Source organism: Streptomyces sp. NPDC043876, from assembly GCF_056435825.1.
In genome coordinates this window covers 48,918-75,645 of sequence record NZ_JBWKDV010000002.1, presented here as the reverse complement: position 1 = coordinate 75,645, position 26,728 = coordinate 48,918, and the positions used below count along the sequence as shown (strand labels likewise).

At 73.4% G+C, this 26,728-nt stretch carries 20 protein-coding genes, 1 other RNA gene and 1 pseudogene; 3 read left to right on the top strand and 19 right to left on the bottom strand.

The features are described from left to right. Nucleotides 1-5 precede the first annotated feature (5 nt). From mycP to AC0693_RS05425, 9 genes are all read right to left on the bottom strand, one after another. Nucleotides 6-1,193: a type VII secretion-associated serine protease mycosin gene (gene mycP, locus AC0693_RS05465; protein ID WP_478801028.1), complete on the bottom strand. Its 1,188-nt coding sequence runs from the start codon at nucleotides 1,191-1,193 to the stop codon at nucleotides 6-8. Between the two features lie 21 nt (nucleotides 1,194-1,214). Next, entirely contained in the window at nucleotides 1,215-2,723 is a 1,509-nt protein-coding gene (locus AC0693_RS05460; protein WP_478801027.1) for a hypothetical protein, read from the bottom strand. Further along, the gene (locus tag AC0693_RS05455) at nucleotides 2,723-3,262 is read right to left on the bottom strand and encodes a hypothetical protein (protein WP_478739606.1); all 540 of its coding nucleotides are present in this window, start codon (nucleotides 3,260-3,262) and stop codon (nucleotides 2,723-2,725) included. Before AC0693_RS05455 ends, AC0693_RS05460 begins: the two co-directional genes overlap by 1 nt. A gap of 186 nt (nucleotides 3,263-3,448) precedes the next feature. After that, the gene (locus AC0693_RS05450) at nucleotides 3,449-5,725 is read right to left on the bottom strand and encodes a xanthine dehydrogenase family protein molybdopterin-binding subunit (protein WP_356404846.1); all 2,277 of its coding nucleotides are present in this window, start codon (nucleotides 5,723-5,725) and stop codon (nucleotides 3,449-3,451) included. Between the two features lie 98 nt (nucleotides 5,726-5,823). Then, the gene (locus AC0693_RS05445) at nucleotides 5,824-8,118 is read right to left on the bottom strand and encodes a (2Fe-2S)-binding protein (RefSeq protein WP_478801026.1); all 2,295 of its coding nucleotides are present in this window, start codon (nucleotides 8,116-8,118) and stop codon (nucleotides 5,824-5,826) included. Next, nucleotides 8,115-9,026: an FAD binding domain-containing protein gene (locus AC0693_RS05440; RefSeq protein WP_468463147.1), complete on the bottom strand. Its 912-nt coding sequence runs from the start codon at nucleotides 9,024-9,026 to the stop codon at nucleotides 8,115-8,117. Before AC0693_RS05440 ends, AC0693_RS05445 begins: the two co-directional genes overlap by 4 nt. A gap of 234 nt (nucleotides 9,027-9,260) precedes the next feature. Further along, nucleotides 9,261-10,928 (bottom strand): beta-N-acetylhexosaminidase, encoded by a 1,668-nt coding sequence (locus AC0693_RS05435; RefSeq protein WP_478801025.1) that lies wholly within the window; start codon nucleotides 10,926-10,928, stop codon nucleotides 9,261-9,263. Between the two features lie 213 nt (nucleotides 10,929-11,141). Continuing rightward, a complete protein-coding gene (locus AC0693_RS05430) occupies nucleotides 11,142-11,423 on the bottom strand; it encodes a DUF3039 domain-containing protein (RefSeq protein ID WP_351053399.1) in 282 nt (93 codons plus the stop codon). A 29-nt stretch (nucleotides 11,424-11,452) separates the two neighbouring features. Further along, nucleotides 11,453-12,052 (bottom strand): YqgE/AlgH family protein, encoded by a 600-nt coding sequence (locus tag AC0693_RS05425; RefSeq protein ID WP_478801024.1) that lies wholly within the window; start codon nucleotides 12,050-12,052, stop codon nucleotides 11,453-11,455. 285 nt (nucleotides 12,053-12,337) lie between these two features. On the opposite strand from AC0693_RS05425, the gene murA reads away from it, so the two are divergent. Next, complete coding sequence (gene murA, locus AC0693_RS05420) at nucleotides 12,338-13,684, top strand: UDP-N-acetylglucosamine 1-carboxyvinyltransferase (protein ID WP_478801023.1); 1,347 nt, start codon at nucleotides 12,338-12,340, stop codon at nucleotides 13,682-13,684. 135 nt (nucleotides 13,685-13,819) lie between these two features. Here the strand turns inward: murA and AC0693_RS05415 are convergent, their stop codons facing one another. From AC0693_RS05415 to AC0693_RS05380, 8 genes are all read right to left on the bottom strand, one after another. Then, on the bottom strand, nucleotides 13,820-14,101 hold the full coding sequence (locus AC0693_RS05415) for an HU family DNA-binding protein (protein ID WP_007264399.1): 282 nt from the start codon (nucleotides 14,099-14,101) through the stop codon (nucleotides 13,820-13,822). Nucleotides 14,102-14,415: 314 nt separating this feature from the next. Further along, nucleotides 14,416-15,852: an NAD-dependent malic enzyme gene (locus tag AC0693_RS05410; protein WP_469317599.1), complete on the bottom strand. Its 1,437-nt coding sequence runs from the start codon at nucleotides 15,850-15,852 to the stop codon at nucleotides 14,416-14,418. Nucleotides 15,853-16,274: 422 nt separating this feature from the next. Then, a complete protein-coding gene (locus tag AC0693_RS05405; RefSeq protein WP_478801022.1) occupies nucleotides 16,275-18,581 on the bottom strand; it encodes a HelD family protein in 2,307 nt (768 codons plus the stop codon). Nucleotides 18,582-18,719: 138 nt separating this feature from the next. Beyond that, nucleotides 18,720-19,289: a CGNR zinc finger domain-containing protein gene (locus tag AC0693_RS05400; RefSeq protein ID WP_469317600.1), complete on the bottom strand. Its 570-nt coding sequence runs from the start codon at nucleotides 19,287-19,289 to the stop codon at nucleotides 18,720-18,722. A 63-nt stretch (nucleotides 19,290-19,352) separates the two neighbouring features. Beyond that, complete coding sequence (locus AC0693_RS05395; RefSeq protein ID WP_469333382.1) at nucleotides 19,353-19,904, bottom strand: GNAT family N-acetyltransferase; 552 nt, start codon at nucleotides 19,902-19,904, stop codon at nucleotides 19,353-19,355. Between the two features lie 254 nt (nucleotides 19,905-20,158). Next, on the bottom strand, nucleotides 20,159-21,319 hold the full coding sequence (locus AC0693_RS05390; protein WP_469317601.1) for a uroporphyrinogen-III synthase: 1,161 nt from the start codon (nucleotides 21,317-21,319) through the stop codon (nucleotides 20,159-20,161). Nucleotides 21,320-21,419: 100 nt separating this feature from the next. Next, entirely contained in the window at nucleotides 21,420-22,781 is a 1,362-nt protein-coding gene (locus AC0693_RS05385) for a nitrate/nitrite transporter (RefSeq protein WP_478801021.1), read from the bottom strand. A 112-nt stretch (nucleotides 22,782-22,893) separates the two neighbouring features. After that, complete coding sequence (locus tag AC0693_RS05380) at nucleotides 22,894-23,862, bottom strand: LysR family transcriptional regulator (RefSeq protein ID WP_478801020.1); 969 nt, start codon at nucleotides 23,860-23,862, stop codon at nucleotides 22,894-22,896. A 102-nt stretch (nucleotides 23,863-23,964) separates the two neighbouring features. On the opposite strand from AC0693_RS05380, the gene AC0693_RS05375 reads away from it, so the two are divergent. Both AC0693_RS05375 and AC0693_RS05370 read left to right on the top strand, forming a co-directional pair. Next, on the top strand, nucleotides 23,965-25,266 hold the full coding sequence (locus tag AC0693_RS05375) for an MFS transporter (RefSeq protein ID WP_478801019.1): 1,302 nt from the start codon (nucleotides 23,965-23,967) through the stop codon (nucleotides 25,264-25,266). 67 nt (nucleotides 25,267-25,333) lie between these two features. After that, nucleotides 25,334-25,648: pseudogene (locus tag AC0693_RS05370) on the top strand (type II toxin-antitoxin system PemK/MazF family toxin); the annotation flags it as partial. 89 nt (nucleotides 25,649-25,737) lie between these two features. On the opposite strand, the gene ssrA reads toward AC0693_RS05370, so the two are convergent. After that, nucleotides 25,738-26,126: a transfer-messenger RNA gene (ssrA, locus tag AC0693_RS05365) on the bottom strand. Nucleotides 26,127-26,227: 101 nt separating this feature from the next. After that, a complete protein-coding gene (smpB, locus tag AC0693_RS05360) occupies nucleotides 26,228-26,713 on the bottom strand; it encodes an SsrA-binding protein SmpB (RefSeq protein ID WP_356413833.1) in 486 nt (161 codons plus the stop codon). Between the last annotated feature and the right edge of the window lie 15 nt (nucleotides 26,714-26,728).

The window sequence follows — 26,728 nt, the reverse complement described above, 5'->3', positions numbered from 1 at the left end:
TGCTCCTAGGGTCGGCGGTTGCGGCGTACGACGACGGCGGTGACGGCGCCGCCTATCACCAGGCACGCGCCCAGCCCCAGGGCGATCCAGGTCACGGCCCCGAGGCCGCCGCCGGCTTCCGCAGCCTCGGGGACGCGGGTGGCCTTCTCTGGCGTCTTGCCGTCGGTGGAGGCCGAGGGGGCGGAGGAGGGCGTCGCCTTGCCCTTCGCCTCGGCGGCGGCCAGGTCGGGCAGCGGGTAGACGTTGGCCGGCCCGGGGTCGCCGGGGGTGGCGAGCGCGATGCGGGGGCGGACGACGCCGTAGCCGATGTAGTCGTTGCGCTCGACGCCGTCGCGGGGCTTGCCGGAGGTGTTGAGGAGGACGCGGAGAACCTGGTTGTTGGTCCAGTCGGGGTGGGCGGACCAGATGAGGGCGGCGGAGGCGGAGGCTAGGGCGGTGGCGTCGCTGGTGCCGTGGTTCTTGCAGAGCCCCGTCTTCCCGCCGCAGGCGGTGACGATGTCCACTCCTGGAGCCGCAAGGTCCACTTGCAGACCGTGTTGCGACTCCTGTGTGGCGTTCGCCTGCTGATCAATCGCCGAGACGCCCACGACTCCGGGGGTGGCAGCCGGATACAGGACCGGGTTCGCCCCAACGCCTGTATTTCCTACACCCGCAAAGATCAACTTTCCCTTGGAGAGGGCGTATTTCACCGCCTCTTGCCGAGCAGGGTCTTCCTCGTTGGTGGCAAGCGAAATGTTGATGATCTTGGCTTCCGAGTCCGCCGCGTATCGGATGGCGCTGGTCCACGACGGGCTGGACCCATCCTCCTCGTGGGGTACGCGAATGGGCAGGATTTTCGCGCCCGGCGCCAACCCGAATGCTCCGTCGCCGTCCGGCCCTTTCCCCGTTCCGGCGATGAGCGCGGCCATGGTCGTACCGTGCTTCTCGTAATCGGTGCGTTCATCACCCTGGTACGTCGTAGCAAGGTTCTTGCCCGGCAGGACCTGCCCTTCCAGCTCAGCCAATTGGGCCACCCCCGTGTCGATGACAGCGACAGTGACCCCCTTGCCCGTGCTGGTCTTCCACATCTCGTCGGCCTTCATGGAATCGAGATGCCATTGCATGGACCGGATGGTCTCCGCGTGGGCCGGAGTCGCGGCGACTCCGGCCAGCAGGAGGCCCATCAGGACCGACGTGGCTTTCCGCATGCGCATCTCGTGCAGTGTCCCGTTCGCTCAGTCGATCACCGGCGGGACAACACGACGGCTGCCCTGCCAGGTCTCTTCGTCCTCGGCCAGGTAATCCGGGCGTTCGCCCGACTGGTCGTTGCGCTTCTTGCCACCCGTGCGGGCACCCGCGCCGCCGTGGCCCATGGCACCGCCGACGCCGCCGGCCGCACCACCACCCTGGTTCCGCACGAGACCCGAGCCGCCCTGGGTGAACGGCTTTCCGCCCGTGGTCGAACGGCCACCCGCACCCGGCTGACGGCCACCTACCAGGCCGCCGGGCTCACTGGCCAACCGCCGACCAGCGGCCGAACCGCCCTGACCACCGGCGCCACCGCCCATACCACCGGCACCGCCCATACCCCCGGCCATGCCGCGACCTGCCATACCGCCTTCGTTGCCGATGACCGTGCCGCGCGGGATGGAGGACTTCGGTCCGTTCGCGGAGACCGGACGACCACCCGTGATGCCGGCGTCACGCGGCGGCAGTCCTGCGACACCGCCGACCTTGCCGCCGGGAGCCGACGTGTTCGGGAAGCTTCCACCAGGACCCACGCCGCTGATCGGCGAACGACCGCCGCCAGCGCCACCGATACCACCACTGGGCGTCTTCATCCCGCCGATCGGCGGGAGCGTCAGGGGCGGGAGCGATCCTGCCGGACCGACACCGGTAGGCCCGCCCGGGCCGACGCCGGTAGGCGTCCCTGGAAGTTGGGTGACCGGCTTGTCCGGCAGGGTCCCGACTGTGTTGAGGTCGGTACCTACGTTGTGGTCGGGAACGCTCGGAACATGCGTCTGCCCGGTGCTCGGCCCGGTCGTCGACGGGGTCGGCGTCGTGTCGTACGAGGTGTGTTGCCCTGGCACATGAGTCGCTGTGTTCGACGAATCGCTGCTGGACGAAGACCGGGACGTGGATGAGGTGTCGCTCGCTCCCGTGGTCCCGCTCGAACGAGGCCGGGCAAGATCGGATCCGCCGTCGACGGACTGCGGCACGAACGCTGCCGGCGGCGGCGGAAACGTAGGCGGCACCGCCGCGTTCATCTGCGTCGTCGACGCCTCGTACGACTGCGCCAGCTTCGTCATCTGCTGGACAGCCTCTTGGTGGTCGCCGCTCAGCTTCGTGAACGCCTTCTGACCGATCTCCCGCGAGTCAGGGTCGTTGTGGTACTTCTTCGCCGCCTCGTAGTTGTCCGCCGCCGCCGCGTCGTACTTCGGCATGCTCGCCTTGACCTCGACGATCGTCTGCGCCGCCTGGATCATCCACTTGCCGCCGGTCTTGCTGTAGTCCCCCAGCTTCAGCGTCGAGTTTCCCGCGGTGTTGACCCACTCCTCGAAGTCTCGGGCGGCCTTGCCCTCCCAGCCTGCGACCCGGTAGTTCTTGAGGTCGTTGCCGATTTTCGTGATCGTGTCCGCGGCCGTCTGCAGCAGCTCACCGCGCGACTTCACCGTCTCCGCGTTGACAGGAGCCAGCATCGCCAAAAGTTCCTGGTGCGAGTGACCCTCGAAATTGGTCGCCATTACATCCCACCCCCCGCGGTGCTTCCGTTGCCGTTGTCCGGGTGGCCCTGAGCGGCCGCGGTCGCCTTGTCGTGCTCCGCCTTGTGACTGTCCAGCTTCGGGTCGTACCAGCCCTGCGCCTCGGCGTTCAGCTTGCGCATCCGCTGCTTGATGTCGTCGTCGATGTTCTCGTAGCCCACGCGCGAGGCCTCCACCGCGATGCCGAGCGCCTCGATCTGGACGCCCAGCGCCTTCGAGAGGGTCTCCAGCTCGCCGCGGACCTTGTTGTACGCCGTGTAGAGGCCGTCCGCCTCCGGGAAGCCGTGGCCGAGGTCGGTCTTGCCGAGGGTGCCGTCCGCGATCTTGCCGTGGTCGGCCGGCGAGCCCTTCAGCTGCTCAAGCAGCGCGTCCACCCGCTGCTTGTACTTGACCATCGATTCGTGCTCGACGAACAGCGCCGGTGCCTGCGCGGCGATCATCACCTGGTTCGTCGCGACCAGCGCCGGTCCGACGAACGGGATCGCCGCGATCACACTCTTGTCCACGTCCTCTGCTGCCACGTTGGCTCCCCGACTCCCCGTATCCCCGTTGTCCCCGTGATTCCCCGTCGGAGCGGCGTTTCCACCGCCCCCCGTCCGCGGCCTCCGCGCCGAACCCGGCGCGCGTACGCAGACGTACAGATCACTCTAGCGACCGGCACCGACACACCCAAGTCCGGGGTTGCAGGTGCAATGCGGGTCACACGGTCACGAGTTGGGCACCGCGACCGCCGCCGATGGCCGGATCGGGAGCCTGTTGACCGGGCGGCCCGTTGCCGCGCGTACTGCCGAGGCTACCGCCGCGGGCGCCGTCACCACAGGGACCGCGCTCGCCGCCTTCGCGCCGAAGGGCGCCACGACGTCCCGCTCCTCCACCAGTTTCACGATCCGCACGGTCGGCGCGTCCAGCGCCGTCGGCAGGGCGTAGCCCGTCAGGTCGGGGTGGCGGATGAGGCCGGCGGCCGAGCGCAGGTTCTCCGTCAGGGCCGCGCCCACGCCCTGGGTGACGCCCGCCTCGATCCGGGCCTCCAGCTGGCGGGGGTTGAGGATCCGGCCGACGTCCTGGGCCACGGCCAGCTCGACCACGCGCACCGAACCCAGCTCGATGTCCACGTCGACCACCGCGCGGATCGCGCAGAACGCGAGCCCCACGAAGGCGTCGCCCTGCCCGTCCGCGTCCAGCGGTTCCGTCGGGTGGGGGCGGCACTGGGCCGTCGCCCAGAGTTCCTTGCCCTCCATGGCCTCCGCGACCGTGGTGGAGAACGCGCCGTCGTACGACGTGATCCGGCCATCCGTGATCTGGAGCAGCTCCGTGGACATGCCGAGCTTGTGGGCCATCGGCTGGAGCAGCTGCGTACGGACCATCTTGGCGGCCCGCTCCACCGCCCCGCCCGACACCCACGTGTGGCGGCCGTGCGCCGACGCCCCGGCGGGCGGCTGGTCGGTGTCGACCGGAGCGGTCACCACCTCGTCCACGCCCAGCACTTCCTGCACGATCTGGCGGGCCAGCGTGGCGAAGCCCTGGCCGGTGTCGACGGCCGCGCAGATCACCGTCGCGACGCCGTTCTGCACCTTCACGGTGGCGGTGGACACCTCGTCGGTGCCCTCCGCGCCGAGCATGTGGACCATGCCCACGCCGTACCCGACGCCGCGCCGCACCGCGCCCGGTTCGCCCGCGCCCTCAGGACCGCCGGGCAGCAGCCACTCCTCCTCGGGCGTGTCCATGGGCAGCGGCGGCAGCTCGAAGTCGCGCACCGCGCGCAGCAGTTCGGCAACGGGCGCCGGGCAGGTGACGGTCTGCCCGGTGGGCAGCAGGTCGCCGGTCGCCAGGACGTTGCGCATCCGCAGTTCGGCGCCGTCGATGCCGAGGGCGGCCGCGAGCTTGTCCATCTGGCCCTCGTACGCCGCGCACACCTGCATGGCGCCCTCGCCGCGGACGTGGCCCGACGGCGGGTTGTTGGTGCGCACGGCCCAGCCCTCGACGAAGGCGTGCGGGACGACGTACGGGCCGCACGCGAAGGCGACGGCGGCGGCGAGCGACTCCGACGAGGAGTCCGCGTAGGCCCCCGCGTCCATCAGGATCTGCGCCTCCACCTTGACCAGCCGGCCCTCCGCGTCCGCGTGGTGGCGGTAGCGCAGCAGGGTCGGGTGCCGGTGGGCGTGCCCGAGGAAGGACTCCTCGCGGGTGGCGGCCAGTTTGACGGGGCAGCCGGTGCGCAGCGCGAGGAGCCCCAGCGGGAGCTGGAAGGCGGGGTCCTCGCGGTCGGCGGTGGCGCCGGGGACGCCGGTGACGACGACCTTGACCCGCTCGGGTTCGAGACCGAAGCAGGCGGCGGCGAGGTCGCGGTCGGTGTGCGGGTCGGTGGAGGCGGTGTAGAGCTCGACGCCGCCGTCGGGGCGCGGCACGGCGAGCCCGGCCTCGGCGCCGATGGGGGCGGGGTCCTGGCGGCCGATCCGGTACAGGCCCTCGACGACGACCTCGCCGACCGCTTCCGGGTCGCCGTAGCGCAGCGGGATGTGCCGGATCAGGTTGCCGTCGGGGTGCAGGGGCGGCGCGCCGAAGGAGTGCTCGGGGTCGGTGACCGCGTCCAGCAGCTCGTACTCGACCGCGATCGCGGCGGCCGCCAGCCGGGCCGTGTCGGGGTGGTCGGCGGCCACGGCGGCGATGGCCTCGCCGTGGTGGCGGACCAGGTCGTGGGCGAAGACCGGGCGGTCGGCGATGCGGCGGCCGTGGGTGGTGGAGCCGGGGACGTCGGCGTGGGTGACCACGGCCCGTACGCCCGGCATCGCGACGGCGGCCGAGGTGTCGATGGAGCGGATCCGGGCGTGGGCGTGCGGGGAGCGCAGGACGGCGGCCCAGAGCAGGCCCTCGGCCCACAGGTCGGCCGCGTAGGGGAAGGTGCCCTCGGACTTGGCGCGGGCGTCGGCGGCCGGGACGGACGCGCCGATTCCGCGCAGCGCCTCGGGTTCGGCGGCCTCGGCCATCGCCGTGATGGAGAACGATCCGGTGGCGGGTCCGGTTCCCGGGCCCGTGCCCGCCGCTCCCGCGGCCGGTCCCGTCGCCGTCGCCGCGTCGTGCCCGCTCACGCCATGCCTCCGTGCTGGTGGTCCGGGTGGATGCCGCCCTCGCCGGGGGCCGCCTGGTGCGGGATGCGCGCTTCCGCGCCGCCCTGGGCGTCGCCGTGCGGGCCGGCCGTCGCGGCCTCGGCGGCGGCCTCGCGCTCGGCGACGACCTCGCCGACGGCGTCGATGACGCCGCGGTAGCCGGAGCACCGGCAGAGGTTGCCGCACAGGGCCTGGCGGGTCTCCAGCTCGCTGGGGGCGTGGTTGCCCTCCAGCAGGTCGTGGATCGTCATGGCCATGCCCGGTACGCAGAACCCGCACTGGACGGCTCCCGACCGGCACAGCGCCTGCTGCACGTCGGAGAGCTCGCCGTCCGTGGCCAGCCCCTCGACCGTGCGGACCTCGCTGCTCGCGGCGGTCGCGGCGGGCACCAGGCAGGAGGCGACCAGCCGGCCGTCGACCTGCACCGCGCAGGCGCCGCACTCGCCCTGCGAGCAGCCGTCCTTGGCTCCGGCGAGCCCGAGCCGCTCGCGCAGCACGTAGAGCAGCGACTCGCCGATCCAGGCGCCGGTGACGGGCCGGTCGGCGCCGTTGACGCGCAGCACGTAGGAGGCGAGGGGGTGCTCCTCGTGCACCGGAAGCGGCGCCTCCGCAAGAACGGGCACCTCCGCTTCCACCGAAACCGGAACGGGAGCCGGAGGAACCGGAACCACCGGATCCACAGGCGCCGAAGCCGAGCCCGCCTCCGGACCCTCCTCCGGCCCCGCCCCGTAAGCCTCCGCGGAGCCCCCCGCCCCTTCACCCCCGTCGTACGCCGCCCGCTCGTCCGGGACGTCCGCCGCGTCCCCGTCCCCGGGGGCCGTACCGGTTTCCCGGTGCTCCCCCTCGGCCCCGCCCGGCGCGCCGTCCGCTCCGGCGAAGCCCGGGGTCCGCTCCGGCGCCGCGGGGTCCGCGGCCGGGTGCGGGCGCTCCGAGGCCACCGGGGCCGCGGCGGCGCCGTGCGCGGCGTCGATGTCCGGGGCCCCGTGCGGCGCCCCCTCGCCGTGCGCGGCGTGGTCGAAGTGGTCCGGGTGTTCGAGGTGCCGCAGGTGCTCCGGGAGCGGTGTGCCCACGCCGGGGCCGCCGATGACCCGCGGCCCGTACGGCAGCGGTGCGGGCGTGCCGACGCCGGGTCCGCCCAGTACCCGGCGCCCCGACCCGTCGCCGGAGTCGGGGCCGATGTCCGGGCCGGCGGCGGGCAGCGCGCCCGCGCTCATGGTCTGCTCGGGGTCCAGGGCGCCGAAGGCGTCGAAGGCGCTCGGGGTTCCCTGCGCACCCGCAATCGCACCAGCACCGGCGCTGTCACCGGACTCGGCACCGGCCTCCGCACCGGACTCGGCGGGCTGCTCGGCGAACCCCTCGGCGGCGGTGTGCCCGTGCCCGGGCTGGGTGGCCCAGGGGGCCGCGGCGCCGCCCGGCAGGGTGGCCGGGGCCCGGCTCCAGTCCGCCTCCGGACCGCCGCCGTGGCGGAACTCGCCGGACTCCCGGGGCAGTTCCCCGTCCACCACGGGCACCGCCCACTGACCGGTCTGCCCGCCGTGCGTGCCGTACGTGTCCTGCGTGCCGTGCGCGTCCTGCTGGCCGTGCGCGTCCTGCGTGCCGTGCGTGTCCTGGTGGCCGTGCGTGTCCTGCGAGCCGTGCGTGTCCTGCGGGCCCAGCGCGAACTGGCCGGTGTGCCCGCTCTGGTCGCCACCGGCCGCGTGCCCGTTCCCGTGCGCGTACGGGTCGTCGAGGTTCTCCGCGGTCTCCGGGAAGCGCCATTCGGCGGTCGACGCGGATTCGTGCCCGTACTCGTAGGCGTGCTCGTACCCCGGAACCGCACCGGCGCCGGCCGCGCCGTCGCCACCGAAGCCCTGGTCCGTCTCCCCCCGGAGCGAGGCGATCGCCGACGCGGGCATCGGGATGACCGCCGGGATCGGGCCCAGCACCGGCGCTTGGGCGCTCTGCGCCCGGGGGGCCGGTTCCGCGGGGGCCGAGCCGCCCGCCTCCGGCCACCGCACGGGCAGCGTCCAGGTCCCGGTCGCGGCCGGGTCCGTACCGGCCGAGCCCAGCGGGACGATCATCGGCGGCGGCACGAACCCGTGCCCGGGGGCCGCCAGCGGCTCCCCGGTCCCCGCCGCGCCCATCATGTCCGGGGGCAGCTGCACGAACGCCGTCGCGTCCGAGTCGTACTCGCCGCCGTGCGGCACCGGTTCCCAGCCCCACGCGGTGCCCGCGCCGTCATTGCCCGTACCGTCGTCGCCCACGCCGTCGCTCGCGTTCTCGTTCTCACTCATGAGGTCAGCGCCCTCCCCAGGGCCCTCCGTGCCAGTACCGCCACCGTGCGGCGCAGGTGCAGCACCGCCGGAGCCACCGTTTCGCCCTGGTCCGGTACGCAGGCGGCCGCGACGTACTCGCCGAAGGCCTCCAGCGCGTCCGGAGCCAGCGTGCGCTCGCCGTCCCAGTCGATCAGCGAGGCGACCCACTGCTCTGCCTCCAGCGGGCGCAGCGGCATCGGCGCGACCGCGCCCACCGCGATGCGCACGCCCCGGCGCGCGGGGTCCAGTACGAGCCCCACGGACGCCACCGCGCGCCCCGGGCCGGTGCGGCCCGTGGCCTTCAGGAACACCTGCGGCGCGTGCAGCAGGGGCACCCGGACGAAGCCGATCAGTTCACCGGGCCGCAGCATCTCGCGCCCGGCCAGCAGGTGCGAGACCGGGATCTCCCGGCGCGAACCGCCCGGGCCGACGATGACGAGGACCGCCTCCAGCGCCGCGAGGACCGGCAGCGCGTCGCCGGTCGGGGCGGCCGTGGCGATGTTCCCGCCGAGCGTGCCCGCGTTGCGGATCTGCGGCGGCCCGGCCGCGCGTGCGGCGGCCGCCAGGGCGGGGATCAGCGCGGCGAAGTCGGGGCGGCCCATCCGCGCGTGCGTGAGCCCGGCGCCGAGGAGGGCGTGGCCGTCCTGGTACTGCCAGCCGCGGATCTCGTTGATCCGGCCCAGGCCCACCAGCGCGGCGGGGCGCAGCAGCCCGGCGTTGACGGCGGCCATGAGGTCGGTGCCGCCGGCCACGGGCACGGCGGCGGGCATGGCGGCCAGCGCCGCCACGGCCTCGTCGAGCGAGGCCGGCAGCGTCACGGACTGCGTCGGCTGCGGCCCCTGAGGTGAATCCGGTGCGTGCAGTGCGTGCGGTGCGTGCGTGGTCAACCCAGCTGCCCCTTCCCGATGTCCCGGCGCTCACGCCTGTTCCGCCGTACGGTACGTGCTCACGACCGGGAGGTGGCAACTCTGGCACATCTTCCGGGGCACCCGGCGCGAGGGTCGGCCGGGCACGGCCCGCGCGGGCACCCTGCCCGGATCGCCCGTTTCCAACCCTCTCACCCGTATTCGGGGAAGAGTTACCCGAATCTCCCCCCGGCTGCGCCCGCCCCGGCCGCCGCCTCAGACGGTCGGCGGGACGCCCTCCTTGGGACGCCCGAGCACCCCGGGCCGGCGCTGCCACGGCAGCGGGCCGCCCGGAGGCCGGTAGCCGACGCCGAGGGCGTCCAGGCGCGCGTAGTGGCCGCCCATGCGCGCCTCGAACTCCGCGTAGTCCCGCGCCGCCGGGTCGGGCAGCGCGGACCACACCACCTCGGCGAAGGCGGCCAGCCGCGGGAACACCTGGTAGTCCAGGCGCCCCTGGTCCTCCGTCACCTCGGTCCAGATGTTGGCCTGCGCGCCGAGCACGTGCTCCGCGGCCCGGGCGGAGAGCTGCGGCGGCACCGGTTCGAAGCGGTAGACGTCCTCCAGCGTGCGCACGTACCCGATCGGCACCGGCTCGTCCGGGCCCGGCGCCTGACGGTGGTCCAGGTACACCTGCTGCTCGGGGCACATCACCACGTCGTGCCCGGCCTCGGCGGCCGCGATGCCGCCCGCGTAGCCGCGCCAGGAGGAGACGGCGGCGCCGTCCGCCAGTCCGCCCTCCAGGATCTCGTCCCAGCCGATCAGCCGCCGCCCGCGGGCGGCGAGCCACCGGTCGAAGTGCCGGATGAACCAGGCCTGGAGGCCGTCCTCGTCCCCCACCCCCAGCTCCCGGATGCGCGCCTGCGCGGCGGGCGAGGCCGCCCACTGGGTCTTGGGGCACTCGTCCCCGCCGACGTGCACGAAGGGCGAGACCTCTACCGGGAACAGCTCCAGTACCTCCTCGAAGACGCCCTCGTAGAAGCGCAGTACGGCGTCGGTGGGCGCGAGGACGTTCTCGTTGATCCCCCAGTCGTCCCACACGCCGAGCGCCGCCGTGTCGACGACGTCGGTGTTGCCCAGCTCCGGATAGGCGGCGAGGGCGGCCTGCGCGTGGCCCGGCAGGTCGATCTCGGGCACCACGCGCACGTGGCGCTCGGCCGCGTAGGCGACGATCTCGCGGATGTCGTCGTGGGTGTAGAAGCCGCCGTGCGGGGTCTCGTCCCACAGCGGCGAGTCCCGGTGGCCGCGGCGCGAGCGCGGGCGCCAGGCGCCCACGGCGGTGAGCCGGGGGTGGCGCTCGATCTCGATCCGCCAGCCCTGGTCGTCCGTCAGGTGCAGGTGCAGCACGTTGAGCTTGTGGGCGGCCATCAGGTCGATGTAGCGCAGGACGCCGTCCTTGGGCAGGAAGTGCCGGGCGACGTCCAGGAGCAGTCCGCGCCAGCCGAACCGGGGCGCGTCGCGGACCGTCCCGTACGGCAGGCTCCAGCGGGCCCCGGGCAGCGGCGCCCGCCGGAAGGCGTGCGGTCCGAGCAGCTGGCGCAGCGTCTGCGCGCCCCGGAACACCCCGGCGGGTGCGCCGCCGCGGATCTCGGCGCCCTCCGCGGTGACGGTCAGCTCGTACCCCTCGGGGCCCAGCTCGCGCCCGACGCCCTCGTCGACGAGGAGCCGTACGTCGGCCCGCCCGCCGGGGCCGGCGGGCGGCAGCCCCCACCCCGCGGCGGCCCCCAGCACCCCGCGCAGCCAGCGCGCGGTGCCCTGCGTACCGGGTCCGGCGGCGACGTCGGGTTCGGCCCCGAACGCGTAGCGCGCCCCGGCCGGCCCGAAGGCGGCTTCGCGGGGCGCGGGGATCAGGTCGGCGGCGGGGTCGGGTATCGGGTCGCGGTCCATGCGTCAGCCCTCCACGGCGGCCGCCGCGGCGGGCGGGGCGGCACAGTGCGTTGCGCTGTGCGCAACGACCGTTCCGCAGAGCGCTTGTCGGGGCCGACCCTACCCGCGCCGCGCCCCCGCGCGGGGGCGTCCGGGCACGCGAAGGGCCCCCGGGCACGCGTCGGCGCGCCCGGGGGCCCTTCCACACCTGGGGGTGGAGCGGTCAGGACGCGGTCACTTGTCCTTGCCCTTGTCCTTGTCCCCGCCGGATCCCATGGATTCGTAGATCTCCTTGCACATGGGGCAGACCGGGTACTTCTTCGGGTCGCGGCCCGGTACCCAGACCTTGCCGCAGAGCGCGACGACGGGGGTCCCGTCGAGGGCGCTCGCCATGATCTTGTCCTTCTGGACGTAATGGGCGAAGCGCTCGTGGTCGCCGTCACCGTGGGAAACCTGCGGCGTCGGCTCGACGAGGGTTCCCGTGCCAGACCCGCGCTCGGGCTCAAGAGTGCTCATACAAGCCAGGGTACTGAACGCGGGCGGCCTCAGTTCAGCGACGGGTCGTCCGGATAGGTGGCGACCATCGCGAGGTCGCCGCGCTGGCGGCGCAGCACCGACCGCCAGAGCTGCTCGGGGACCGGGAAGGCCACGTCCCCCGGCTCGGACTCGACGACGTACCAGGCCCCCTCGCCCACCTCGTCCTCCAGCTGGCCCGGGCCCCAGCCCGAGTAGCCGGCGAAGATCCGCAGCGAGCCGAGGGCGCCGGCCAGCAGCTCCGGCGGGGCCTCCAGGTCGACCAGGCCGATCGCGCCGTGCACCCGGCGCCAGCCGATGGGGTCTCCCCCGCTCGAGCGCAGCCGAGAGTGTGGGGAAGGGCCCTCCTCGCCGGGGATGACCGCGATGCCGAGGGCGGAGTCGAGGGCGACCGGGCCGCCCTGGAAGACCACGCCGGGGGCGCCGGCCAGCGGCGCCCAGGGCTGCAGGACGTCGCCGACGCCGACCAGGGTGGGCCGGTTGAGGACCACGCCGAGGGAGCCCTGCTCGTCGTGGTCGAGCAGCAGCACCACGGCGCGGTCGAAGTTCGGGTCCGCGAGGGCGGGGGTCGCCACGAGCAACCGCCCTGTGAGGGAGGACACCTCGGTCATGCGGCCATGGTCTCGCACATTCGCCCTCCCGGGGGAGCGGACGGCGCCGACGGGTCCCGCGCAGCTCAGGACGTACGGCGCCGGACCGCGGCGGCGGAGCGGGAAACCACCGGAGCGGACCCGGAGGCTACCCGGAAGGCGACACTCCGCTATGTGGCGTACACACTGGGTGCTGTGGCGAATTCATGACAGTCATACGGCCACGTCGGCCTTACGTACCAGGGGGTCCTGCCGCTTACCCTTTCTCCTGGCCCCCTGCCCACCCCTCTCCGGAACGCGAGATTCATGACCGGCACAGTCAGTGACGATGTACTGCTTGTCCACGGCGGTACCCCGCTCGAGGGCGAGATCCGTGTCCGCGGTGCGAAGAACCTCGTGCCGAAGGCCATGGTGGCCGCTCTGCTCGGCAGCGCCCCCAGCCGGCTCCGCAACGTTCCGGACATCCGTGACGTGCGGGTCGTGCGCGGCCTCCTCCAGCTGCACGGCGTCACCGTCCGCCCCGGTGAGGAGCCGGGCGAGCTGGTGCTCGACCCCACGTACGTCGAGAGCGCCAACGTGGCGGACATCGACGCGCACGCGGGTTCGTCGCGCATCCCGATCCTCTTCTGCGGCCCGCTGCTGCACCGCCTCGGCCACGCCTTCATCCCGGGCCTGGGCGGCTGCGACATCGGCGGCCGGCCGATCGACTTCCACTTCGACGTGCTCCGCCAGTTCGGCGCGACCATCGAGAAGCGCGAGGGCGGTCAGTACCTGGAGGCCCCGCAGCGGCTGCGCGGCTGCAAGATCCGCCTGCCCTACCCCTCGGTCGGCTCGACCGAGCAGGTGCTGCTGACGGCCGTCCTGGCCGAGGGCGTCACCGAGCTGAGCAACGCGGCCGTCGAGCCGGAGATCGAAGACCTCATCTGCGTCCTGCAGAAGATGGGCGCGATCATCTCCGTCGACACCGACCGGACCATCCGCATCACCGGTGTGGACGAGCTGGGCGGCTACAACCACAAGGCGCTCCCGGACCGCCTGGAGGCCGCCTCGTGGGCTTCCGCGGCCCTGGCGACCGGCGGCAACATCTACGTCCGCGGAGCGCAGCAGCGCTCGATGATGACGTTCCTGAACACCTTCCGCCGGGTCGGCGGCGCCTTCGAGATCGACGACGAGGGCATCCGCTTCTGGCACCCGGGCGGCCCGCTCAAGGCGATCCACCTGGAGACGGACGTCCACCCCGGTTTCCAGACCGACTGGCAGCAGCCCCTGGTGGTGGCGCTGACGCAGGCGACCGGGCTCTCCATCGTCCACGAGACGGTCTACGAGTCCCGCCTGGGCTTCACCTCCGCGCTGAACCAGATGGGCGCGCACATCCAGCTGTACCGGGAGTGCCTGGGCGGCTCCGCGTGCCGCTTCGGCCAGCGCAACTTCCTGCACTCGGCGGTCGTCTCCGGCCCCACCAAGCTGCAGGGCGCCGACCTGGTCATCCCGGACCTCCGGGGCGGCTTCTCGTACCTGATCGCGGCCCTGGCGGCCGAGGGCACTTCGCGAGTGCACGGCATCGGCCTGATCAACCGCGGCTACGAGAACTTCATGGAGAAGCTCGTGGAACTGGGCGCCAAGGTCGAACTGCCGAACGGCGACCTCGTCTAGACCGTACGGGTTCCCGCGCACCCGCGGGAACGCAGGAAGGGCGGCCACCCCCGTGGGGGTGGCCGCCCTTCCTGCGTGGGTGCCGCGCTGGGCGCGGCACCACGCGTCACTGCCGGCCAGAGGCCTGCGAGGGACTTACTTGCCCTTGGCGGCTTCCTTGAGCTTGGAGCCCGCGGAGACCTTCACGCTGTAGCCGGCCGGGATCTGGATGGGGTCGCCGGTCTGCGGGTTGCGCGCGGTGCGAGCGGCACGGTGGGTGCGCTCGAAGGTCAGGAAGCCGGGGATGGTGACCTTCTCGTCGCCCTTGGCGACGATCTCGCCGACGGTCTCGGCGAGCGCGGCCAGAACGGCGTCGGCGTCCTTGCGGGTCACCTCGGCGCGCTCGGACAGAGCGGCCACCAGCTCACTGCGGTTCATGTTGTACTCCCGTGTTCAACTTGCCTATGAGGCGTGAGATCGAAGCCGATGCTGCCAGGGCCCTAGGACAGTCCCCGGACCCGGGTCTGAACGTCAGACCCTCCCGCCCGGTTACGCATCCTGCCCCCACCAGCGGCGGGAAAGCCAATCCGGCACCCGCCAGGGTCACACGAAAAGCGCCACAGTCACGCCGCCGTGACGCTCCGTCCGCACCGGTGAACGCGGACCGCGCACCACGCGGGCATCCCCGCAACCCTAGAGGCGCGCCGGGGGGCCCGCATCCCGCGACGCGCCGGGGAAGGGGCCCCGGTGGCTCAGGCGGACGTGGGTCCCGTCACAGAGGTGGAGGCCGCGGGGGCGGCGGCCTTGCGGACCGCTCCGGCGACGGCGCCCGCGACCTTGTCGTTGAAGACGGACGGGATGATGTAGTTCGCGTTCAGCTCGTCCTCGGTGACGACACCGGCCAGCGCGGTCGCGGCGGCCAGCATCATGCCGGTGTTCACCGTCCGGGACTGGGCGTCCAGGAGGCCGCGGAAGACACCCGGGAAGACCAGCACGTTGTTGATCTGGTTGGGGAAGTCCGAGCGGCCGGTGGCCACGACGGCGGCCGTCTCGCGGGCGACCGCCGGGTCGACCTCGGGGTCCGGGTTCGCGAGCGCGAACACGATGGCGCCGTCCGCCATGGCGGCGACGTCGGCGCCGCTGAGGACGTTCGGGGCCGAGACGCCGATGAAGACGTCGGCGCCGACGACGGCCTCCTTGAGCGTGCCGGTGTAGCCCTCGGGGTTGGTGTTGTCGGCGATCCAGCGCAGCGGCGACTCGCTGTCGGCGTCAACCAGGTCGGCGCGGCCGGCGTGCACGACGCCGTGGATGTCGGCGCTGACGACGTTCTTGACGCCCGCCGCGAGGAGCAGTTTGAGGATGGCCGTGCCGGCCGCGCCGGCGCCGGACATGACGACCTTGACATCGCCAACGGCCTTGTTCACCACGCGCAGTGCGTTGGTGAGGGCGGCGAGGACGACGATGGCGGTGCCGTGCTGGTCGTCGTGGAAGACGGGGATGTCGAGGGCCTCGCGCAGCCGGGCCTCGATCTCGAAGCAGCGCGGCGCGGAGATGTCCTCCAGGTTGATGCCGGCGAAGCCGGGGGCGATCGCCTTGACGATGGCGACGATCTCATCACTGTCCTGGGTGTCGAGGCAGATCGGCCACGCGTCGATCCCGGCGAACCGCTTGAAGAGGGCCGCCTTGCCCTCCATGACGGGCAGCGCGGCCATCGGGCCGATGTTGCCCAGCCCCAGGACCGCGGAGCCGTCCGTCACGACTGCGACGGAGTTGCGCTTGATCGTCAGGCGGCGCGCGTCCTCGGGGTTCTCGGCGATCGCCATGCACACGCGGGCCACGCCCGGGGTGTAGATCATGGAGAGGTCGTCACGGTTGCGGATGGGGTGCTTCGACGCCATCTCGATCTTGCCGCCGAGGTGCATCAGGAACGTGCGGTCCGAGACCTTGCCCAGGCTCACACCCTCGATCCCGCGCAGCTCCTCGACGATCTCGTCGGCGTGCGCCGTGGACGTCGCGGCGATCGTGACGTCGATCCGGAGCTTCTCGTGGCCGGAGGCGGTCACGTCGAGGCCGGTGACCGACCCTCCGCTGGACTCCACGACGGTGGTGAGCTGGGAGACCGCGGTACCGCTCGCGGGCACTTCCAGTCGGACCGTCATCGAGTACGAGACGCTGGGCGCCGTTGCCATGTCCGTGTTCCTCTGCTGTCCAAGGTTCGCTGTACACGGGCCCCGGCACGGCAGGCGTGACGGGACCTGTTGTCCGATCGTCCCACCTACCGGCCGGTACGAGGTAACCAGCTACAAATTTCGGAAAGATACTTCCACCATACGAGATTTACCGGTAGTGCGGAAGACCCGCAGGACAACCGGGCCGGTCAGCGGCGGCACGCAAAACAGGTCCGCGCCCTCCCCCGGAGGGGAGGACGCGGACCTGCTCTCTACGTCTATGACACCGACCCGCCATGCTCGCCTCGCGGCAAGTGGTCGCTCTAGGCGACTAAGGTTGGGCCCGGGGGCTTGGATCGAGCCGGTGCCACAACCAGGCTAACAAAGGTTCGCCGGAAGTGATCCCCCTCCCGGGGGACGACCTGAACGTCCATACGTCCGGCTCAGTCGCGCAGCAGCTCCGGCACCCCGGCCGCGTCGGGCCGGTCCCGCTCCCCCGACACCACCGTGAGCTGCTGCGTCGCGCGCGTGAGGGCGACGTAGAGCACCCGCAGGCCCGCCGGGGACTCCTCCGCGATCTCCGCCGGGGAGACGACCACCGTGGCGTCGTACTCCAGGCCCTTGGCCTCCAGGCTGCCGAGCGCCACCGCGCGCTCCCCGAGCTCCGCGAGCCACCCGGCCGCCTCCGCGCGCCTGTCCATCGCCACGACCACGCCGACCGTGCCCTCGACCTGGCCCAGCAGCCGCCGGGTCTCCTCCCGCACCCAGGCGCCCAGGTCGGGGCCCGCGGCGGTGAAGCGCGGCTCCAGGCCGGTGGAGCGGACCGCGGTGGGCGGCTCCATCCCCGGCATGGCCAGGCGCAGCACCCGGGCCGCCAGTTCGGCGATCTCGGCCGGGTTGCGGTAGTTGACGGTCAGGGTGAACTTGCGGCGCGGCCGGCTGCCCAGCGCCTCGTCCCGGGCCGCGGCCGCCTCGTCGGGGTCGCTCCAGGAGGACTGGGCGGCGTCGCCCACCACCGTCCAGGTGCCGGTCCGGCCGCGGCGGCCCACCATCCGCCACTGCATCGGCGTCAGGTCCTGGGCCTCGTCCACGATCACGTGGGCGTACTCGGTGCGCTCCGCCGCCAGCCGCTCGGCCCGCTCCCACTGGGTCTCCTCGCGGCCCGGCATCAGCTCCTCCAGGCCGGTGAGGTGGGCCAGCGGGTCCAGGTCGCGCTTGCGCTTGGGGCGCGCGGGGGCGCCGATCAGCAGCTGGAGTTCGTCCAGCAGCGCCACGTCGTGCACCGAGAGCGGGCCCTTGCCGTCCGCGCCGGTGCGGCGCAGGGAGCGGGCCAGCAGCCGGGTCTCGCGCGGGTTCAGCACCCGGCGGGCCCAGCGGCCCAGGCGCCGCTCGTCGGCCATCGTGGCGAGGACGCCGCGCGGGGTCAGCTCGGGCCACCAGGCGTTCAGGAACTCGATGAAGACGTCCTCGGTGGAGACGTCCTCGTCGAAGCCGGAGCGCAGTTCGGCCGCGAGCTCCCGGTCGGTGTGCCGCCCGGCGCCGCCTGACTTCGCCCACAGGGCGTCCAGCAGCAGCTTGCGGGCGCGCGGACGCAGCAGGTTGACCGGCGCCGTGCCGCCGAGGACGACCTGGCGGATCCGGTTCAGCTCGTCCGCCTCCAGCTCCTGGCGGCGGCCGAAGGCCACCACGCGCAGCCGCTCGGGGGCGCCGCCCAGCTCCAGCGCGCCCCGTACGGCCTTGCGCAGGACCGGCAGCATCCGGGAGGAGCCCTTGACGCGGGCGACCGCCGGTTCGTCGTAGGTGGTCGCCTCGGCGCCGTCGACCAGCGAGCCCAGCGCCCGGATCGCGACCTGGCCCTCCTCGCCGAGCGAGGGCAGCACGCCCTCGGTGTAGGCGACGAGCAGCGGGGTCGGCGAGACGACCAGGATGCCGCCGGAGTAGCGCCGCCGGTCCTGGTAGAGCAGATAGGCGGCGCGGTGCAGCGCGACGGCGGTCTTGCCGGTGCCGGGGCCGCCCGCGACCTCCGCGACGGAGGCGGCGGGGGCCCGGATGACCATGTCCTGCTCCGCCTGGATGGAGGAGACGATGTCGCGCATGGAGTGTGTACGGGCCCGGCCGAGCGCGGCCATCAGCGCGCCGTCACCGAGCACCGGCAGCTCCTGGCCGTCGAGGTAGGCGGTCACCTCGGGGCGCATCAGGTCGTCCTCGACGCCGAGCACCTTGCGGCCCTTGGAGCGGATGACCCGGCGGCGCACCACCCGGCCCGGCTCCTTGGGCGTGGAGCGGTAGAACGGCGCGGCGGCGGGCGCGCGCCAGTCGATCACCAGCGGCGTGTAGTCGTTGTCGAGCACGCCGATCCGCCCGATGTGCAGGGTTTCGGCGATGTCGGCGGTCAGGTCCGGGCGGATCGCGTCCTCGGCGGCCTCGACGGAGGTGAAGGCGCCGTCCGCGCCGCGCTCCCCGTCCTTGCCGAGGACGAGGTCGATCCGTCCGAAGAGGAAGTCCTCGAATTCGTTGTTGAGCCGGTTGAGATGAATCCCGGCGCGGAAGACCTGTGCGTCGCGTTCCGCGAGGGCGCCGGGGGTACCGACCTGACCCCGCTTGGCCGCGTCGTTCATCAGGAACTCGGCCTCGTGGATCTTCTCCTCGAGGCGGCGGTACACCTGGTCCAGATGAGTCTGCTCGACCGCGATCTCGCGATCGCGGACGGAATCCGCCGTGCTGTCGACAGCGGCATCCTGCGCGGCCACCAAGGCCCCCTTCTGACGTGCATTGGGCGACCGTCAACCGTACGCGAACAGAGCGGGTGTCCGCACGCCCGTTCCGCGCGCGGGCGCGCGGAACGCGGGCGCGCAAGGCGCCATGAGGCCGTTATGAGCGTGTATGCGCTACGCGGGACGCGCGGCGAGCACCCGCGCGCGGTGGCGGGCCACCCGCTCCCGGTTTCCGCACAGTTCACTGGAACACCAGCGCCGCCGGTGGCCGCGCGAGGTGTCCAGGTAGACCCGGGTACAGCCCTCACCTTCGCAGGCGCGCAGGCGGTCGCGGTCGCCGGGGTCCGTGAGCAGCTCCACCGCGTCGCGCGCGACGGCCGCCAGCAGCGCCGCGCAGCCCACCCCGGCGGCCCCGCCGCACAGTTCGCGCACCAGGCGCCCGGCGGGGTCGCGTACGGCACACAGTCCCGGGGGTGGACCGGCGGCCCGCGCGTTGACCCGGGCGAGCGGTTCCTCGCCGGGGGCGCGGCCGCTCAGCTCGGCCGCCACCAGGGCGCGCACGTCCGCCCGCAGCGTCCGGAAGGGCTCCAGCCAGTCCTCGGTGACGCGGGCGGGCGGGGTCGGTCCGGGCACCAGGCCGGCCCCGGTGAGCCACAGGCTCAGCCCCGCGCGGTCGGCGAGCCCCTCCGGCGGCCCCAGGGTGGCCGCCAGGTCCAGGCAGACCCGTCCCGATTCGAACCACATGTCCGTCACCGCCTCGGTCGACGCCCCACCAGAGTGCGCCCTCGGCGGGCCCGGGCGGAAGCCTCATGCAGGGGGCGGATCGTCGTGCAGCAGCAGCTGGAAGAGCCGGTGGTCGCGCCAGGCGCCGTCGATGTACAGGTAGCGGGGCGCGACGCCGTACGCCTCGAAACCGGCCTTGGCGAGCACGCGTTGCGAGGCGAGGTTGTCCAGCAGGGTGCCGGCGGCGAGCCGGTGCAGGCCCAGCTCGTCGCGGGCCGCCCGGACGACCTCGGCGAGCGCGGCGGAGGCGAGGCCCCGGCCGGTGTGCGCGCCGTCGACCCAGTAGCCGACGCTCGCGCTGCACAGGGGGCCGCGGACGACGTTGTTCAGCGTGATCGTGCCGAGGAGCGGCGCGGCGCCCTCTGTCCCGAGCAGGACGTACGGCACCGCGCGGCCCGCGTCCCGGTCGCCGAGCAGCGCCTCGATCCGGCGCCGCTGCCCGTCCTCGGTGTAGAAGTCCTCGGGCCGCGGCGGCTCAAAGGGCGCCATGTGCGCACGGTTGCGCCCGAGCGCCTCGGCCAGCCGCCCGGCATCCCCGAGCCGCATCTCCCGCAGTTCCACTCCCTCAGCGATCATCATCCCCCTACGCTACCGACGCCCGTTTCCCGGCCCTCCGGGGGCGCCCGTCCCAGCCCCGGATCCCAGCCCCGCCGGCGTTTGAGGCGCGGGGCCCGGGGCGGAGCCCCGGCAGCGGCGCCGCACCCCTCCCCTCCGGGGGCGCCTCAATCGCCGGCGAGGCTGAATTCCCGGCCGGGCGGCCGGCGTCAGCACCGCAATCCCAGCCCCGCCGGCGTTTGAGGCGCAGGGCCCGGGGCGGAGCCCCCGGAGGGTCAGGGCGACGGGGCGTCGTACTTGGCTTCGCCGCCCGCGTCCAGCGCCAGCCGGTACCCCCGCTTGACCACCGTCTGGATCAGCTTCGGCACCCCCAGCGCCACCCGCAGCCGGGCCATCGCCGTCTCCACTGCGTGTTCGTCGCGCCCCGCCCCCGGCAGCGCCCGCAGCAGTTCGGCGCGCCCCACGACCCACCCCGGCCGCCGCGCCAGCACCCGCAGCAGGGACATCCCGGCCGGCGGCACCGGCCGCAGGTCCTCGTCCACCAGGACCGCGTGGCCGCGGATCTCCACCCGGTGCCCGCCCACCGGCAGCACCCGCGCCCGCCCCGGCAGCTCCTGGCACAGCACCTGGACCAGCGGCCCCAGCCGGAACCGCTCCGGCTGGACCGTCGCCACCCCGAGCGCCTCCAGCGGCAGCGCGGTCACCGGCCCCACGCAGGCCGCGAGCACGCCCGTACGCAGTCCCTCCAGCACCGGATCCGTGATCCCCCGTTCCGCGGCCCGCGCCAGCAGCGAGGCCGCGGCGGGCGCGGAGGTGAAGCTGACGGCGTCCACCGCCCCGGCGGCGACCGCGTCGAGCAGCCGGTCCAGCGGCCCGAGATCCTCCGGCGGCATCCACCGGTACACCGGTACGACGATCACCTCCGCCCCGGCCTCCCGCAGCGCCTCCACGAAGCCCGGCAGCGGCTCCCCGTGCAGCTGGAGCGCGATCCGCCGCCCGGCGACCCCGCCCGCCAGCAGCCGGTCCAGCACCTCCGCGAGCGACTCCGACTTCGGCGACCACGCCTCGACCAGCCCGGCGGCCCGGATCGCGCCCTTCACCTTGGGCCCGCGGGCGAGCAGTTCGGTGGCCCGCAGCCGGGCCAGCAGGTCCTCGCCGATCCCCCAGCCGTCGGCGGCCTCGATCCAGCCGCGGAAGCCGATGGCGGTGGTGGCGACCACCGCGTCGGGCGCGCAGCCCAGCAGTTCCTTGGTGGCGGCCAGCAGTTCGCCGTCGTCGGCGAGCGGCACGATCCGCAGGGCGGGGGCGTGCAGGACCACCGCCCCGCGCCGCCGCAGCAGCGCGATCAGCTCGTCGGCGCGGCGCGCGGCGGTGACCCCCACCGTGAATCCGGAGAGCGGCCCGGTGGCGGGCGGGCCGGTCTGTGTCTCGTCCATGCTGTCCTGCCTCGTGCAAGGGGGGTGTGAGGGTGGTCCGAGCCTGCCAAGGCGTCGTGTCAGGCTCGGTTCACCCGTATTTCGGCGCCGTTAACCGCCGTTACACCGAGGTGAGCTGCGGCTTCGCGGCCGCGTCCGGGGCGGGCCCGGCCGAGGCGGCGGGCCGGCGAAGGTATACCGCCCAGGTCACCGCGCAGCAGACGGCGTAGAAGCCGAGGAAGGTGACGAAGGCGGCGGTGCCCTCGCCGGAGCTGAGGAAGGCCTCCCGGAAGACGAGGTTGATGCCGAGCCCGCCGAGGGCGCCCACGGCGCCGATGAGGCCCATCGCGGCCCCCGACAGCCGCCGCCCGTAGGCGGCCGCGGCCTCGGCGCCCAGCCCCCGGGCCAGCGCCTTGGCCTGGAAGATGCCGGGGATCATCTTGTACGTCGATCCGTTGCCGAGGCCGCTGAGCACGAACAGGGCCACGAACCCGGTGAGGAACACCGGCAGGGAGGCCCGTACCGAGGCCAGGACCACCACGCCGGTGGCCGCCGCCATCGCGACGAAGGTCCCCAGCGTGATCCGCGCGCCGCCGTACCGGTCGGCGAGCCGCCCGCCCACGGGCCGGACCAGCGAGCCGAGCAGCGGTCCGATGAAGGTCAGCGAGGCGGCCTGGAGCGGGGTCCGGCCGAACTGCGTCTGCAGGACCAGCCCGAAGGCGAAGCTGTAGCCGATGAAGGAGCCGAAGGTGCCGATGTACAGGAACGCCATGATCCAGGTGTGCCCGTCGCGCACGGCCTCCCGGACCGCGCCGGTGTCGTTGCGCACGGGCGCCAGGTTGTCCATCCGCGCCGCCGCCAGCACGGCCGCGGCCACGATGAGCGGGATGTAGGCGGCGAGCAGGAACCGCGGGTGCGCCGCCCCGGCCGTCCCGATGACCAGCAGCGCGGCGAGCTGGACGACGGGGACGCCGATGTTGCCGCCGCCCGCGTTCAGGCCGAGCGCCCAGCCCTTCTCGCGCAGCGGGAAGAAGGCGTTGATGTTGGTCATGGAGGAGGCGAAGTTGCCGCCCCCGACCCCGGTCAGGGCCGCCACCAGCAGGAACGTCCCGTACGAGGTCCCCGGCTCCATCACCACCAGCGCGGCCACCGTCGGCGCGAGCAGCATCAGCGCGCTGAAGACGGTCCAGTTGCGGCCGCCGAAGCGGGCGACGGCGAAGGTGTAGGGGACGCGCACCAGCGCACCGACGAAGGTGGCGGTGGCGATCAGGGTGAACTTCTGGGCCGGGTCGATGCCGTAGCGCGGGCCCATGAAGAGGACCATCACCGACCAGAGCGACCAGATCGAGAAGCCGACGTGCTCGGAGAGCACGGAGTAGAGCAGGTTCCGCCGGGCGGTCCGCCGGCCCGTCTCCTTCCAGAAGGTCTCGTCCTCGGGATCCCACCGCTCGATCCAGCGGCCGCCCGTGCGCGGTGCGGTCATCACGCCTCCACTGCTGTCGTGTCCGTGAAGACGACCGTAGGGACGGCTCGTTTCGCCTCCGGTCCCCGCCGGATGACCGCGGCGATACCGTGCACTCACCCGGCGCCGCCGGTCAGTGTGAGCGCATCAGCTCCGCGTCCCCCTCGGGCAGCCAGCCGCCCTCCGGCAGGTCGAGCCAGCCGCGTACGGCGCCCAGCCCGGCCGCGGCGGTGCGCAGCGCGGTCAGTCCGGGGTGGCCGAAACCCCGGCGCCACACCATGGACAGCGGCGACAGCGGCACCGGGTCGGTCAGCGGCCGGCGCACGCAGCCCGGCATGTCGGGGAAGTCGACGGTGGCCAGGACGGGATGGCCGGTCTTGGCCATCACCCGCCGGAACTCCTCCTTGCCGACCGCGACGGGCGCGGGCGGGGCCAGGGCGGTGCCGCGGCCCGCGAAGAGCCGCCGGGCCAGGTCGGTCCACTCCAGGGTGCGCGGGTTCCCGGCCCCGGCGTACACGGTCTCCCCGGCCAGCGCGCCGACCGCGACCGTGGCGCGGGTGGCCAGCGGGTGGTCCTCGGGCAGGACGACGGCCAGCGGTTCGTAGCGCACGGGCTGGTGGGCGAGGCGGGCGCGCAGGGCGGGGGCGAGCCCGCCGAACCGGCCGAAGGACACGTCCAGGCGCCCGGCGGCGATCTCCCCGGCGCTGTGCGTGAGCCCGCTCTCGAAGCGGGCCATCAGCTCCTGGTCGGGGGCCAGTTCGCGGGCCCGGTCCAGGACCTGGCGGGCGGTGCCGGGGCCGTCGGAGTTGAGGTCGACGAGCAGCGGCCGCGCGCTCGCGCCGAAGGCGGCGGCGAGGTCCTCGTGGGCGCGCAGCACCCGGCGAGCGTGCGGGAGCAGCCGCTCGCCGTCGGCCGTCAGCTCGACCTGCCGGGTGGTCCGTACGAAGAGCCGCGCGTCCAGGGCCTGTTCGAGGCGGCGGACGTCCCGGCTGAGGGCCTGCTGGGCGACGTACAGCCGGGCGGCGGCCCGGGTGAAGTGCAGTTCCTCGGCGACGGCGACGAAGGCGCGCAGCAGCCGCGGGTCCACCTCTCGTGCGTTCACCGCGGCAGCGTAACCCGCGCCGCCCGATTGACAACAGGGGTGCGTGAATCACCCCGGAACAGGTGTTGGACCGCTCCGGGGGCCCGCCCCGAGGCTGGTCCCATGCCCACCACCGCGCCCGCCGCCCCGCCGGCCGCCCCCCTGATGACCGTCACCGGCGCCACCCTCGTCCTGGCCGCCGGGCCCGCCGCCCCGCGCCGCGGGGCCGCCGCGCCGGCCGCGCGCCGCCGCCCGGCGGGCCCGTACCGGCGGCTGTTCGCCACCCCGGGCGCGCGGGCCTTCACCGCGGGGAACCTGCTCGCCCGGCTCCCCATGGGCATGTTCGGGGTCAGCGCGGTCCTGATGATCGCGGGCCAGCGCGGTTCGTACGCGCTGGCGGGCGCGGTCACCGCCACCGGGCTCGCCGCGACCGCCGCCGTCGCGCCCTTCACGGCCCGGCTGGTCGACCGGCACGGCCAGGCCCGGATCGCGCTGCCCGCCACCCTGATCGCCGTCCTCGGCTGGCTCTGCCTGGTGTGGTGCGTCCGTACGCAGGCCCCGGCCTGGACCCTCTTCGCCTGCTGCGCCGCCACCGCGACCACCCCCAACATCGGCGGCCTCTCGCGCGCCCGCTGGACCCACCTGCTGCGCGACTCCCCCGCCGCCCGGCACACCGCGATGTCCTTCGAGCAGGCCGTCGACGAGCTGTGCTACCTGCTCGGCCCGGTCCTCGCCACCACCCTGTGCTCCCTGGCGTTCCCGGAGGCGGGCACCCTCACCGGCGCGGCCCTGCTGCTGGCCGGCATGGTCCTCTTCACCTCGCGTCGCGCGACCGAACCGCCGCCCGCCGGCCGCACCCGGCACCGCTCGCCGCTGCGCTCGCCCGGCCTGCCGGGGCTGCTGGCGCTGTTCCTGGCCCTGGGCGCGGTCTTCGGCTCCATGGAGGTCACCTCGCTCGCCTACCTCACGGGCCACGGCCTCGCCGCGGCCGCGGGCCCGGTCCTGGCCCTCCAGGCCGCGGGTTCCTGCGCGGCCGGCCTGCTCTACGGCGCCCTGCGCCCGCGCGCCCTGGCCGGCTGCGTGAGCGCCCTGGCCGCCTTGATGGCCCTGCCCTGGGCGGCGGCCGCCACCGGCTCGGTGCCCCTGCTGGCGGTGGCCCTGCTGCTGGCGGGCATGGCCACCGCGCCGACGATGGTCACCGCCATGGCCCTGGTCCAGCGGGCCACCCCGGCGGCCCGCCTGAACGAGGGGATGACCCTGGCCGTGACCGCCATCCTGACGGGCATCGCGGCCGGCTCGGCCACCGCGGGCGCCGCGGTGGACCACCTGGGCCCCACCCCGTCCTACGCCCTCCCGGCCACGGCGGCCCTCCTGGCGCTCCTCGCCACGACCATGAGGGGCTCGGAGTCACCCACCCGACGCTGACGGACGCGCCGTTCGCCGCCGTGCCCGTACCGGCCGGGTCTACGCTCACCCCAAGCAGGTTTGGTACGCCGACCTCTCCCCCGTCAACGGGAGCGAACGGTCAGGGTGCCGCCCGGTCCTGGTCGTCTCCTCCCCCACCCACGCGGCGTTCCCCATCCCCATGACGATCGTCGTGCCTCTCACCACGAAGACCCGCGGCTTGGATCACCACGTCTCCATCAGCTCGCCCGAATCCGGCCTCGACCGCCCCAGCTGGGCGCGCACCGAGGACATCCGCTCCATCAGTGAGCAGCGCCTTGTCGGCCAGCGCCCCCTCGGCGTGATCACGGACAAGGAGAGGGCCGAGGTGCGCCGGTACCTGCGGCTGATGCTCGACCTCTGACAGGCCCCCGTCACGGCATGACACCGGCATCACGGCATGACAAAGGCCCCGCCGCCCGGAGGCTGCGGGGCCCGTGCCCAACATGGAGGTGGTGGAGATGGCGGGAATCGAACCCGCGTCCAGCGGTGCAGAAGCAGGGCTTCTCCGAGCGCAGTCCGCTGCGCTTTTCTCGGCCCCGGAGATCACACGGACAAGTCTCCGACGGGCTCAGTCACTGTTTGGTTTCCCTCCAGCCCCCGTGACCGGGGCTAGAGGTTTAGATCCCTAGTTGACGCCAGGATCCGGGCCGGGACCACTCCCGGGCTGACGCTCCTCACGAAGGCTTCAGTTCGCTGTTATTAGGCAGCGAGGGAGAAGCGGGAGTTATCGCTGTTGGAATTGGCGATTATTTTTTGCGACAGGTGGTTTACGAGATCATTGCCGCTTCCTCGGCTCGCTTCCCCTGCATCGACATCCGCTGTCGAAACCGATCATCCCCATGTTGCACGCTATTCAGTTGGGTACCGCTCAAGCCGCACGACCCCATCGGGGAGGTGCTGACGCCATGGTACGCGAAGTGGACCACGGGATGCCAGGCGATTACAGCTGACCGCGCTCCTTGCGCTTCACGGCCGAGATCACCCGGTTCGTCTCGCGCGTGTCCTGCTTCTCACGCAGGGACTGGCGCTTGTCGTACTCCTTCTTGCCCTTGGCGAGCGCGATCTCGACCTTGGCCCGGCCGTCCTTGAAGTACAGGGACAGCGGAACGATCGTGTTGCCCGTCTCGCCGGTCTTCGAGTCCAGCTTGTCGATCTCCTCGCGGTGCAGGAGGAGCTTGCGCTTACGGCGGGCGCTGTGGTTGGTCCAGGTGCCCTGGCTGTACTCCGGCACGTGCACGTTGTAGAGCCAGGCCTCCCCGCTCTCCACCGACACGAAGCCGTCCACCAGCGAGGCCCGGCCCTGGCGCAGGGACTTGACCTCGGTCCCCGTGAGCACGAGACCGCACTCGTAGGTGTCGATGATCGTGTAGTCGTGCCGCGCCTTCTTGTTCTGGGCGATCAGCTTGCGCCCTGTTTCCTTAGCCATAGTGCGGCCATTTTC